This is a genomic window from Candidatus Uabimicrobium helgolandensis (assembly GCF_041508025.1).
Lineage (GTDB): Bacteria > Planctomycetota > Uabimicrobiia > Uabimicrobiales > Uabimicrobiaceae > Uabimicrobium > Uabimicrobium helgolandensis.
Window position 1 is genome coordinate 1,815,917 of sequence record NZ_CP165719.1, and the last position, 12,903, is coordinate 1,828,819.

Below are 12,903 nucleotides of genomic sequence, written 5' to 3' on the forward strand. Positions count from 1 at the left end.
GTACTTAGCTACCACTGACACCAAAACTTTTTTGGACAACTCTTTCAATAGAAAAAATTTACTTGTCTCCAGACTCCGAAAAACTTAGAGTAAGTCTTTCCTGACTGTAAACTCCGTTGGTTTGAATATGCTCTGACTCTATTTTGTTCTAAAGCACGCCATAAAAACATACTTTTAAAATTTTAAATTGAACTTAACAAATAACTACTATTATCTATTTAATTCAAAATTAGATTATTTCTGTTATTCTTGAGTTTTTGCTAGTATTGGTTTAATAAAAAATAACGGATAAAAAAGCAAGAATAGATTAGGCATCCACCAAAAAATGTCAAATTCAGCGCGAATAACCCAGAAAGCAATTGCTTGAAGTCCTGAACAAAATGTTAAGACTAATGATATCAAAGCTAACGGCACCCACTTTGAATTATTTTTTTTCCAAAAATAAATACTCGATAGCCCAGTTCCAGAGATAAACAAATCAAGTGGTAAGAAAGACCAATTCCATGCAACGAGTATCGGATTTGAATAATCTTGAAATAAGTATTCACCTGGAATTAATTCTAATAATGTTATTAGCCAGTAGACTATAAAACCAATATCTACAACTAAAAAATAGTTTTTTAATTTTTTCAAAGAAATTCCTTTATTAAGGACGTTTTCGGCTTTGTATGCTAATCATAGAATATTTATCGCAGAAAGAAGTCTTTTATATTGCGCCTAGCTTTACACCGATATACAGAAAAAGCAGAATACTTAAAATTGCGAGAAACTCTTTCACATAAAGTTTTTTTTCTTTTGAAAGAAAAGGAACTTTTGAGCTTAAAACCTTAGAATGCAAATATTTTTTGCTTATCTCTGGACAAAATTCAAGATACTTCTTCTTTGTAATAGCCATCAAAATCGATAGAAAAGTTTCTTTCACTCCTAAATTTTGAGATGTTATTGCAGGAAATTCGTCGAAAATTAATTTATGTTTAAAATTCAAAGATATTTTTTCAGTTGCTAAAACATTCCTGAAATTTTGTTTATTGTATTGCATTACAATAGGGAGCTTATATGCTGCTTTATTTAGATATTCAAACATATTTATTTGACAGTCTAGTAAATGTGTTCTAGAATCAATAACAACAACGACTCCATCAACTTTTTGAGTGATATCTTGAATTGTTTGTTGAGATAAAGATAATGGATTACATATATAAAAACCTATATTAAGTTCTCCAAAATAAGTTTGACTTTTAACATAAAGAACCTTCTCTTTATTAAAGGTGCATAGTATTTCTTCCATATGGGTACCAAAGTATTCACAAAGATGTTCTATATTTTGAGTTCGCCCAGATAGGCAAAGTCCTACATATAGTAAATTTACTATTTTTTGAGTGGTTGGCATTGCGTACTTCCTTAATAAGCAGCACTTTGCGCAAAATAATTTTTTATTTGTTATAAAAGTTGTAGTGCATTTAAATAATATCAAACCGTAATTATATGGGAAATTGGAACTAAAAAAGTAAATTACATTTTTTGTTTGGTTTTATAAATATTTTATGATTATATCTCTCTTTTCGACTAAAAAAAGTATAAATACCGAGTGATTGACAAAGGATGTACTTTAGCTGGTTTCAGCAATTTAATTCTAGGGTACTTTGGCAATTAAGTCTTCTACCTTTTTTTACCCCCACACCTCTGACCGCCAACTCGGTTCTTACTCTGTTAACATAGGAACCGAGTTGGTTGTCAGTAATAATTTTCAAAAGAGACTAACACAGATGTAGAGATATACGTGCCATTTATGGTAAGAAATTGTAGATATTTAGATCGCTGTTACCATTAGCATTGAAAACTATTTTTCTTTTTTAATATAGTAAATATTAACGTACGGCTGAGGAAATTTTCCAGAAAATATCTCGTGGCCACCTCCTATCTCCAGTCTTGCTCGATAACCTCCGTATCCCTCTCCCATTAACCAAGCAAAAGGATTATTATAAACTTTTCCAGTATATGGTTCGATAGTTCTTATATTTTGAAATTCGCTAAGTGGAATAGTTTCATGCGTTTGAGCATATTCTAATAAACCAACATGGTGATTGTATTTTCCTTTAAAGTAAGGTTTAGCGTATGCTGGCGTACCAAGAGGTCTTTCAATGTGTACAGTTTGAAAAGATCTACCCCTTGGTGGATCGATAGTACGCCTAAATCTTAAAGCTCGGTCACAACAACTAAATCCTTTTCCATATTCTTGTAGTGTAGTACTGATCTCTTCATAAGCTGGTGTAGTCCATGATTTTCGACTGGCCTTCCAAGGATGTTTAAAACCATAAGCTTTATAGTGGTTTGCAACCGATAAAGAATTCATTAGTAATGGAGTCATTGATATACCAATTTTTTCTGTATCTCCTTTGTATAGACCACTTCCCAAGTGGTAGGCTGATATTGCCATCCCTGTTGGAGGATAAACCATTGATGAAGTGTGCCCCATTGTTCTTAGATAAACTCCATACCAACTTCCTCCGCTGTTATAATCTGCCAGCATTTCTTGTCCAAGCATACTTACAGGCCGAAATTTATGAGAATAGCATTAATCCAAGCATCAAAACCATTTGTTCCATCTGAAAGAAGATGTAATGGTTCAGCAAATCCCTTAGCCAAACCAATAAGAAAGTTTAGCTCTCTTATTCTTTGATCTAAACCTGCTCTTTTTTCTCTCAAAGTTAATTTTTGGCTTGCTTTTTTTGCTCGTTTAGGGGCAGCATCAATATCTCCTTTATAAAACCTTTCTGTTCCCATAGGATCAATATAATTATAAGGATTTCCACCAAAAGCCTCATAAAGGCCATAACTATCAACGTACCCCAACGGATCTCGCTGTAGCCAACGTCCAACTTCGGGATTATAGTATCGATTTCGAAAGTACATTAATGAAGATTCTTCATCAACACGACGTCCGTGAAATAAATATAAAATCTCAGAAAAGTCAGAAAATTCTTCAAGTTCTTGATCATCCGAAACTAGAAATGGAACACCATAGGTAGAGTACTCAAACATAAAAACTGTATCACCTTGCGAATCAGTGACAGCAACAGTATCATTTCTACTATTTTGATGAAAATATTTTTCTGTAATTATATTTCCTTCTTCATTGTACTCAATCATTTGTAGATGTTCATCTATTTGAGGTCCATCGACAAATTGCCGACTAACAATCTCTTCTCCAAGAAGTTTGCCAACTTCGGCTTTTTGTTCTCTTTCTTCTATAACGCGCCAACCACTGTAAAAAAAACTTCGACGTACATTGTTAAAAATAATTTCGCCTGGTTCGCAACCCACTCTTGCAATATTGGATACACGCGTTTCTTCTAAAAGACCGAAAAAATTCTTATTACCAAGTCTATTATGTTTCGTAGCGTCGAGAAAAATACCTCCAGTAGCATTTTTTACTTTTTGTTGTTCAATACCATTTACAAATAATTTAACAGTTTGCCCATCGTATACTCCTGCTAGATGTACCCAAGTTTGCAATGGAATTTCAACATCACCTTTTACTCTTGTTCTTGTAGTTGTACCATCGATGTTTAGGGTATCAATTACAAATACAGGTTTTCGCGAAGTTTTGTTTATCTTTAAACGATAACTTCCAGCTCTTTTTACTAAAGGGCCTCCAATATTTTGTTCTTCTTCTGGTGTTGCCGGATCTAAAAATACAAACGTTTCTACAGTTAGCTGATCTTGGATATTATTAAAAGTATCTGAGAGAGGAGCTTTCAAACGCCTTCCTTGAATTCGAAGAGCTCTTGTATTAAATAATCCATCGTCTCTACTACTGTTTCTAGTATTGTTAATATCATTATCGTTACTTACAGCATCGATTATTGGACCACTTGCATTGTTATAGTGGTAAAGAATTAAAGTATTTGTATCAGGGCTTGCTTCACCTTGGGCAAAATTACAATTTCCTGCTATTTGCGTTTGAAAATCTTTTTGGATGCGACGATTTAAAAAATCATACTTATATGTTGCAATTATTTGATTATCAGACTTTCGCTCTATCTTTATAATGCGATTTAAAGCGTCATAAGTAAAAATATTTTTGCCATCATCTACAAGATTTCCATTATCATCATGGACGAAAGTAACACCATCAAAAGAATCATATTCATTCATGTTATTGACTTGTTGCTCTTTTTCAATGCCATCAACAGTTGTCTTTGCCCAATTGCCAGTACCGTCTAATTGCCAATCTTGAGACTGTATAGGAGAATTAACAGTCGCATCTTTTGTTTCGTTTAGTGTTCCTCTTTTGAAATCTACTAAACGATAGAGTGAATCAAGTTTATAAAGTTCACTAAACTGCGAATTTTTGAGATTTTCTTTACTGGTTTTAAAACTCTCTCTGTTGTAAGTATATTTGTAACCAACAATGAGCTTGTTATTTTTCAAATGACGCATTTTTGTAAGTCTTTGAGCGCCATCATAACCAACATTTTTATCGCCAGCATTATTCATCATCGTAAGTCTAGTATTATTTTTATACACTCTTTCGAGAAGGCGTGATCCAATATACTTGTAAGAAGCTATAGGACTTTGCCCTTCGTCAGCAATTGTTTTTACTCTATTTAATTTGTCATAACTGTATACAATTTTACGATTATTTGGATATATACATTCCACTAGATCTCCTGACTCGCGCCAGTTCATCGAAATAACTTTTCCATTTTGAATTTCTTCGACTACACGACCAAGAGAATCATATTTTCTTTCAATGATAGAATCGTCAGTGGTATCTTGTGGCAAATTGTTATCAGAAGCTTTTACAAGTCGAGATAAACCATCATATTCAAATTCTTGTATGGTTGTCCCTTCTATATTACTTGCCGGAAAAATTTCTTTCTTTACTAATCGATGGAGTGCATCGTAAGTCATAGTACAAACACTACCATTGTTATCAGTGTATTGAATTAGGTTACTATCTTGATCGAAAACATTGGTAGTTTCTTTTGAATCGGCCCAAATAGTTTTTATAAGTCTATTTAAATTATCATATTCATAGGAAGTAATATTTAAATTATCATCTTGAACAGATTTTACTCTTGAATTATCATCCCAAATAGTGGTTTCTATAATTTTTCCATCTATATTGCTAGGATTACTTAGGTCTATAGGATTTCCTCCCTGCCCATCAATACGTAATGTTTTAATTGTTTGAATGACTCTACCTAAACCATCATGAATGATTTCAGTTGTGTTTCCATCTAAGTTTATAATTCCTTCGCCGATTGCTAAATTTAAATTGGGTTGTGCACCATTAGCATCATTAACGTTCGCAAGTAAATTTAGAGATAAGTCTTCTTGAGCATCACTAGTCTTAACTTGCAAATTACGGCTATCATACGAAAATCTATTAGCTTCACCTACATTATTGATTGTAATAGTCAATCTGTTTAATGAATCGTATACATTTCTCGTTGTAAAACTTTCACTTGGAACATCTCCTTCTGGATTGTTTTCTATTGTTGTTATAGCTACAGGATTAGAATTTGAATCGAACTCTACTGTAACAATATCTCCTTCTGCACTTGTCGTTTTAACCGCTCTATTCACTCCGTCATATTCTATTGTAGTTATTTCTTGTGCTCCCAACGGGCTTGGATCTGTTGTAAATGTGGTTTGTGAATTTCGATTATAATCGATAAATGATGTTAATAAACCATCTGGAGCATTATCATTTTCGTTCAACGTTACTACTCTGTTTGTTGATATACCTTGTGACACAAAAAGTTGCGTTCCAGTTTGGAAAACGCGGGATATTTCATCGTGAGAATATACATTTTGGGATAATAGCACATTTGTATTCGACTGTTCATTAACAACACCAAACAAAGAGGTCTTTGTTACGTTACTTGCTGGATCGTATTTTGTTTCTGAAATATTTCCTATGGAATCGATAATTTTTATTTGTCTATTAAATCCATCATATTCATAAATAATTCCAAATTAGTGTCAGACTCAAACAAAAATAACACAAGTTATTTTATAGCAAGTTCTTACAAGCTGATAAGCAGTATAGATTAAGATGTTTTGTCGAAAGAATCGGTAAAATGATAGGATTAAAAGTCATTTTACAAAGGAGAACAAATGCGTCCGATTCGTATATCTATGGTCAACGGTTTATTTCATATAACAACAAGGTGCAACAATAAGAGCTTTTATTTTCAACAAGATGAGGATTTTATAGAATACTTAAAAGTCATAGAAAAAGCGCGCGAAAAATACTCTTTTAAGCTACACGCTTACTGTATTACCAGCAATCACGTCCATCTATTAATATCGACACCTACAGATGATAATTTATCCAGATTGATGCAGTTTATCAATGGTGAATACGCAAAAAACTATAACCGTAGACACAAGCGTACAGGGCATTTTTGGGGCGGAAGGTTTTATTCAACAATTATTGACTCGGAGACTCAGCTACTTAATTGCATATTTTACATTGAACTTAACATGACAAGGAACAACGTTACCAAACATCCAAAAGAGTGGAAATGGAGTAGCTACAATCGGCACACAACAGGTGAAGGGCTTATCGATGTTGACTATCATGAAATTTATATGAACCTTGGTAAAACCATGAAGCAAAGGCAAAAAAAGTACATTGAAATAATGGAGGAAAGAATGAAAGAAAGAGGGTTACTTACCAAAAAACCTCAAATGACATATGGTTTAATTTTTGGCTCAGAGTCTTTTATAAAAGATGTTATTAGTAAATATACCTCTCATAAATACTACCAAAAACGTAAATGCTGCACTTTAGATCAGAGTACATCTTGTTTGAGAAGATTTAAAATCTAGATCCAGTTTAAATTCAATACTTGATATTTAGATTTTTATAACGATAAGAATCGACTACAACCAAAGTCTGCCTTCATTTCTCAAGTGAGAAAAACACTTCACACTTACTTGCCTTAATTGCAATTTTTTCCGTACAACAGTCTTTTATTTCAAATACTTTTTTTATCACAATTTTAAAATTTCACCTATATCGAAATATCATTGCTTTTTAGACCGTAATGAGTCTGTATAATCTCAGAAAGTAGTATCTGTTTTTAAACGTCGTAAACGTTGGTTATTGTGCTACACATTTTTTGGTAAAGAAAAGTCTGTGCTTTTTAGACCGTAATGAGTCTGTATAATCTCAGAAAGTAGTATCTGTTTTTAAACGTCGTAAACGTTGGTTATTGTGCTATACATTTTTTGGTAAAGAAAAGTCTGTGCTTTTTAGACCGTAATGAGTCTGTCACTGAATAGTTTTCGATTTACAACATGCATAGCCTTTATTTCAAGCGGCAGAAAATTTTCGTTATAACAATACAATTTATGATTTAGTTTGTATCACATATTTTTTGTTCATCTACAACATACTGACTTTTTGAAAGCCATGATTTTATTTGTTTTTGTTGCTTTACTGTTAATTTGACATGTTCTTTATCTAAAATTTTAGGTTCTAGATTACGGAGATGTTCACCATATCCAAGGTTAACATAGAAAACTTCCCTTTGTATTTTCCTTGAACGAATTTATGAGTCTGACACGAATTTATTTAGGTTCTAGATTACGGAGATGTTCACCATATCCAAGGTTAACATAGAAAACTTCCCTTTGTATTTTCCTTGAACGAATTTATGAGTCTGACACGAATTTATATCTGAACGAATTTATGAGTCTGACACGAATTTATAATCTCAGAAAGTAGTATCTGTTTTTAAACGTCGTGAACGTTGGTTATTGTGCTATACATTTTTTGGTAAAGAAAAGTCTGTGTTTTTGTATAACTCACGGTGGAATCTTTCTGGAAAAACGCTTTTTATAATTGCGTTGTCTAAAAATTCGGTTTGCCAATAACTAACTTAACTGCTGTAGTTTTTCTAATGCCATTTGGCGAATGTAATCATCAGGGTCTTGTTTAGCAACTATTTCGATAACGTTTTTATCTAAAATTTTTTCAAGTGCATCCCGTCTCACAGTCCAATCTGGAGCACGTAAAATAACTTGCCCTAAAACTTCAGGAGTATGTATTTGCTGTATCGCTTTTAGACGCACCTTATTTTCTACATCGCGAATAGCTATTTTGGCAAGTATCTTTTGGTTCGTAATTTTTTCCATCGCAGCGTAACGTATATCTGCATCTCTGTCTTCGCAGGCCAACTTATGCAAGACACTAGGATCTATTATTTTAGCTATCACAGCTGAACGAATAACTACGTCTTTATCTTCACAAACAACTTTGTTTAAGATACTACTATCCGTTATTTTATCTAGGACAGCAAAACGTACAGTGTCGTTTTTGTCATGCAAAACAATCTGCTGAAGGATGTGTGGATCAACAACTTTTTTTGCAGCAGCAAGACGCATAGAAACATCAGAATCTTGTAACGCAAGCTTCCCCAACAGATTTTGATCTTCAATATGTTTGACCTCAGAGGGACAAATTGGCCTTGAACCCGAAAATCGAGCTTCTATAATTCTTATTTTCCTCGCGGCGGCCATACGTACAGACACATTAGAGTCTTCGAATGTAAGCTTTTCTAAAATATTTCGATCTTCTATCTGATTTATTGCATTAAGACGCACCGACTTATTTGGGTGCAACCACGGAGAAAGTTCTGATTCCATTTTTGATTCCTTTTAGAAGTCCCTAAGTACAGATGAAAATTTGAGTTATGCTGCGAGCAAGAAAAACATTTATATTTTGTTGCTCTACCATAACAAAAAGAATTGCCAAAAGAGATAGAGCAACTTTTTTCTCTTGATATTGAGCAATAGTTTTAAAACTGGTACTTTAAAATGACATTATTCGTTTAGACAACCGCTATTAATAACGTAAACGTTGAAAAAACGTCATCACTACAGTTGCTAACATTGTCGCATCTCGTGGATTTCCAAATCGACATTTACTTCGCGATGTGTCTTATCAATCAAATAAACCTCACAATTGGGTAACAACTTTGCAAACCCATAGTTTTGTTGCTCGCGTATCTCTTGTCTTTTTTGCATCACTAAAAGCATAGGAGCATCTTCGCGATCCGCGTATTCCGTGGGAGATGCTTTTCGCCATGTATCGTACTTCTCATTTTCTTCTTCCGTACCGAAAGCAACTGCTTGCTAAAATTGGCATTTTTTATAATGCGTAGTACTTCACCTATGTAAAAGGGACTCTTCCGATTGAAAGAAGGTATGTAGCGTTTTGAAAAATTGACCAATCCTTTCCACTTACGAATTAGAGGAATATTTCCCAACCACAAACCTCCTGCCGCAGCATAGCTCGGAGAAATAAGTAGAGTACGCTTGGGGAGTTGATCTCTACCGTCAGGGGCACGATTACGTTTTTTAAAAAACAGGAGGGATATATTTTTTCCCACGAAAAAACACCGTAACTTTATCTTGACTCTTTAAACGTTGTGCTACATGTCCTGCCCATTTCTGAAGAATAGGTACACTTTCATTGTCATGAGACCAAAATAAGATAAGGTGTTCTTTATGCGAATAGATAAAAACCCATCCGATGACCATTTTGAGAACTTTTTCTAAATGTTTGTCTAATAATTTCTTGTTACTAAATTCAAAAACCGTATAACCGGCCTGATCGTTTTCTCCTTTAAGAGAAATGTTGTAAATACGACGAATATTTTTGTTGCCTATTTCGAGCCTAGTGCAAAAATTTTCAAGAACTTTTTTAGGAATAAAACCGGGATTTTTTAACCCTTGTTTTTTTTCGTTGTCAGAAAATTCAATAAGCGTATGTCCTTTGGGAATTTCACTTTTCTCCAAAGTAAAAGGAAACATTTTATTGTCAGCTTTTTGTTCATCAGCATAGCTGAAAACGACGAGTAAACAAAAAATGAACGCTGGTATCTTCATTCTAATTCCTTTCGCTTTTTAATTTTTTAGATCTTACAATGTAAGATTGAAGCTCACCTTCTAAATTGGGTTCAAGATTTAACACCCTATTAAAATCGCGGAGTGCGCGGCAAACATTTTGTTAGGTGTTTTTGTTTTCTGTTTTCGCTCTTTAAGTTCTTTGGTTTCATTAATTTCTTGCCGATTGTCTGTACTTTTCTCATTGTCACGATTACTTTTATTATGACACGAATTTATGAGTCTGACACGAATTTATCAATTTATGAGTCTGACACGAATTTATAATCTCAGAAAGTAGTATCTGTTTTTAGACGTCGTAAACGTTGGTTATTGTTCTATACATTTTTTGGTAAAGAAAAGTCTGTGTTTTTGTATAGCTCACGGTGGGATCTTTCTGGAAAAACGCTTTTTATAATTGCGTTGTCTAAAAATTCGGTTTAAAATTTATCTAAATTTAGTAATATTTTTTTTCTCTTCATTATCAAAAATACAATACCAACAAGCTCCCCAAATAAACAAGTAATTGCTTATAGCAAACAATGCGATTGTTATAATGTTAATCGTAAAGAAACCTTTTACAGAAGATGTTATTACTATACTGATGAAGGACAACATTACAATGTACATTGTAACTTGACATACAAAATGAATGTTATAAAAATGATAGACTTGAATGACTCGTAAAATATTGATGAAGATGAGAGATATTATTGTTGCAAATGCTGCACCATCAATGGACCACCAAGGAATAAAAATATAGCAGCATAGAATGTGAATAAGAGAAGCTGCGAAACTGTTGTATGTGTGCAGGTAGGCTTTATCGGTCATGGAAAGCATCATGCCTACGCCTCCAGTTAGCAAGTGAAATGATTTTCCTAAAATAAGTAATTTTAAAGCAAAAGAGGCTATATGTGCTTGCGTACTAAAAATACTTAGTATATTTTCAGAGAATGAAAAAAGAATTATAGCGGCAGGAAACCCTAACAACACAGATAGTTTGATACTATGAATATAGGCAATATTGATAGCTGCCAAATCTCGCTTTTGATAATGCTTACTTACAATAGAAGAAAACATGCTCAAGGTAATTGCACCTGCACTAGCAACTAAGTTGGCAAGGTAAACTGCTATTTGGTAAGCACCAGTTGTTTCATTGCTTACGATAGCACCGAGAATGATAACATCTAGTAGTTGGCTTGCTTTTAAGAAAACATTGCCGTATAAAAGAGGTAGGCAGTACAGAACAGCTTCTTTTATTTCTTTTATATGGCAGCGAATAATTCTTAAACTATCAAACAAATTATGTGTGGCTATATTTTCCAAACGACAAAGTGTTGTGAATGCATAGACAGCGACAGTGTACATTACAAATTTACGGAAAGCAAAAATGCAGATTATTGCAAATATACCTCCTGGAATATCGAAAAGTACAACTATGGCAAGTCCAATAATTTCAACTATAGGAGAAATTATATCGCGGCCTAGCGAAAGGTAAGCGTTTGTTTCAAAGCTAGTGGTCAATAGTAGAGGTATTTCGGCAGAGCCGAATAAAGGAAATAATAACAAGAAGCATAAAAATATTTGATGTGTATGTAGATCGAGTTGTAAAAAAGAAATAACAATGTACGATAAAATACTGATCACTGTTCCTGTGATTATTGGTAAAAATATACTTGATAGAAATATAGCCCAAAGTGAACCTGAGTTCTTAGAAATGCGATGCTGTACACAGAATTTGACCAATCCCCTTAATCCTATACTTTGAATCATTCCTAATATCAAAATATAGCTTAAACAAATGACAAATAAACCATACTGTTTTAGCCCTAGGTACTTTATTTGCAACATAACAATTACAAATTTAGAGATTCTTTGTAACAGAATACCCAATGTTGCGATTAGTGCTCCGCGACCTATAATGGAAAAATCATCTTTTTTTGACATAGCTCTTTCAGGCAGGTTGGGTTTATGTTGTTGGCGGACAAAGAAAAAAGAATAAGAAACAACATCACAAAGGTATTATTTTACAACTCTGTTCAAAAGAAGAGAAAATAGTAGTTAACTACCAATCTCCAAAAAGTGTTCGTCCTCAAATTCATATCCTATTTAAATCGAGTACACTTTACAATAGAAAACTTTATACTTGCACAGAAACCGAAGTCATGGTTTACGATATTCAGACGCAGAAGTGTGTTTCTTATATTACTCTTAAATGTTTTAATGATTTGCACTGTGTTCTCCCTCTTAATGAAAAGAAATGCTCGTTGTGAACGCAGGTTTAGATATGATATTGAGAATATCTGTTAGTGGAGAAATACTGGAGGAGTGGCCTGTTTTATCAGAAACTTTATGGGCTAGGTTTTCAAAAAATGTTGACTACCGAAAAATCGAAACAAAACCGCACAAATCTCACCCGAATTTCGTTTTTTGTACGCAAAAAAATACATGGGTGACGCGATCTTATCAAAAGGATGCGATTTGTTTGACTGAGCCATACAATAGAATTGCTATAGATATTGGTAATCCCCAATATGAAAGTTAATACCACACTTATTTTTCTTATAGCATTTGTGTATTTGATGAATATACTATTTGGTGGATCTTTAAGTCATTGATATCATAGTAATTTGGTTTCCAATACAAAGTATTTATTCATTGGTATTTGTTCTTTTTTGCTTCTTAGTATTGTAGTTACAACAGTATGCCTTCGTTGCGTCAAATTAGAAAATAAAAGGCCTACACTCAATGAATAACTACTTGTATCGAGTTACTTCGAAATTCAAGAATATGATTTTTGTAGCAACAGTTGTTGAGTTTCCTCTTTCATTGTTTGTACTAAAAGTTGTTCTTGCGAAAAAAATTCTTTCAAAATCGGGTCCAGACCAATTCATACCCAAAAAGGAAGAGCATGAACACTTTCGTAATAGCAAACGTAGTTAATAATCCCTTTAGTTAATGTAGCGGGTCATAACCTGAGTAATCGACATGGTA

10 protein-coding genes are annotated in these 12,903 nt (G+C 33.4%); 3 read left to right on the top strand and 7 right to left on the bottom strand.

Annotated features, from left to right (window positions below):
- Positions 1-243: 243 nt before the first annotated feature.
- The 4 genes from UABHE_RS06650 to UABHE_RS06665 form a co-directional block, all read right to left on the bottom strand.
- Complete coding sequence (locus UABHE_RS06650) at positions 244-633, bottom strand: DUF5360 family protein (RefSeq protein WP_372369472.1); 390 nt, start codon at positions 631-633, stop codon at positions 244-246.
- Between the two features lie 73 nt (positions 634-706).
- Positions 707-1,288, bottom strand: coding sequence for a hypothetical protein (locus UABHE_RS06655; protein ID WP_372369473.1), 582 nt, complete (start codon positions 1,286-1,288; stop codon positions 707-709).
- 552 nt (positions 1,289-1,840) lie between these two features.
- Complete coding sequence (locus tag UABHE_RS06660) at positions 1,841-2,530, bottom strand: hypothetical protein (protein WP_372369474.1); 690 nt, start codon at positions 2,528-2,530, stop codon at positions 1,841-1,843.
- Positions 2,531-2,547: 17 nt separating this feature from the next.
- A complete protein-coding gene (locus tag UABHE_RS06665; RefSeq protein WP_372369475.1) occupies positions 2,548-5,730 on the bottom strand; it encodes an RHS repeat-associated core domain-containing protein in 3,183 nt (1,060 codons plus the stop codon).
- Between the two features lie 399 nt (positions 5,731-6,129).
- On the opposite strand from UABHE_RS06665, the gene UABHE_RS06670 reads away from it, so the two are divergent.
- Positions 6,130-6,846, top strand: a complete 717-nt coding sequence (locus UABHE_RS06670; protein WP_372369476.1) for a transposase — start codon at positions 6,130-6,132, stop codon at positions 6,844-6,846.
- Between the two features lie 1,050 nt (positions 6,847-7,896).
- Here the strand turns inward: UABHE_RS06670 and UABHE_RS06675 are convergent.
- The 3 genes from UABHE_RS06675 to UABHE_RS06685 all read right to left on the bottom strand — a co-directional run bounded on the left by UABHE_RS06675 (position 7,897) and on the right by UABHE_RS06685 (position 11,856).
- Positions 7,897-8,667, bottom strand: a complete 771-nt coding sequence (locus UABHE_RS06675; protein WP_372369477.1) for a hypothetical protein — start codon at positions 8,665-8,667, stop codon at positions 7,897-7,899.
- A 714-nt stretch (positions 8,668-9,381) separates the two neighbouring features.
- Complete coding sequence (locus tag UABHE_RS06680) at positions 9,382-9,912, bottom strand: hypothetical protein (RefSeq protein WP_372369478.1); 531 nt, start codon at positions 9,910-9,912, stop codon at positions 9,382-9,384.
- Between the two features lie 444 nt (positions 9,913-10,356).
- Positions 10,357-11,856, bottom strand: coding sequence for a polysaccharide biosynthesis C-terminal domain-containing protein (locus UABHE_RS06685; protein ID WP_372369479.1), 1,500 nt, complete (start codon positions 11,854-11,856; stop codon positions 10,357-10,359).
- Between the two features lie 313 nt (positions 11,857-12,169).
- Here UABHE_RS06685 and UABHE_RS06690 point away from each other — a divergent pair, with 313 nt between their 5' ends.
- Positions 12,170-12,454, top strand: coding sequence for a hypothetical protein (locus tag UABHE_RS06690; protein ID WP_372369480.1), 285 nt, complete (start codon positions 12,170-12,172; stop codon positions 12,452-12,454).
- A gap of 203 nt (positions 12,455-12,657) precedes the next feature.
- Positions 12,658-12,852 (top strand): hypothetical protein, encoded by a 195-nt coding sequence (locus UABHE_RS06695; protein ID WP_372369481.1) that lies wholly within the window; start codon positions 12,658-12,660, stop codon positions 12,850-12,852.
- Positions 12,853-12,903 lie beyond the last annotated feature (51 nt).

Excerpts from the sequence above, each read along its gene's own strand:
- UABHE_RS06660 (WP_372369474.1), bottom strand. The coding sequence starts at position 2,530 with ATGCTGGCAGATTATAACAGCGGAGGAAGTTGGTATGGAGTTTATCTA.
- UABHE_RS06680 (WP_372369478.1), bottom strand. The coding sequence starts at position 9,912 with ATGAAGATACCAGCGTTCATTTTTTGTTTACTCGTCGTTTTCAGCTAT.
- UABHE_RS06695 (WP_372369481.1), top strand. The coding sequence starts at position 12,658 with ATGAATAACTACTTGTATCGAGTTACTTCGAAATTCAAGAATATGATT.
- UABHE_RS06655 (WP_372369473.1), bottom strand. The coding sequence starts at position 1,288 with ATGGAAGAAATACTATGCACCTTTAATAAAGAGAAGGTTCTTTATGTT.
- UABHE_RS06670 (WP_372369476.1), top strand. The coding sequence starts at position 6,130 with ATGCGTCCGATTCGTATATCTATGGTCAACGGTTTATTTCATATAACA.
- UABHE_RS06690 (WP_372369480.1), top strand. The coding sequence starts at position 12,170 with ATGCTCGTTGTGAACGCAGGTTTAGATATGATATTGAGAATATCTGTT.
- UABHE_RS06685 (WP_372369479.1), bottom strand. The coding sequence starts at position 11,856 with ATGTCAAAAAAAGATGATTTTTCCATTATAGGTCGCGGAGCACTAATC.
- UABHE_RS06675 (WP_372369477.1), bottom strand. The coding sequence starts at position 8,667 with ATGGAATCAGAACTTTCTCCGTGGTTGCACCCAAATAAGTCGGTGCGT.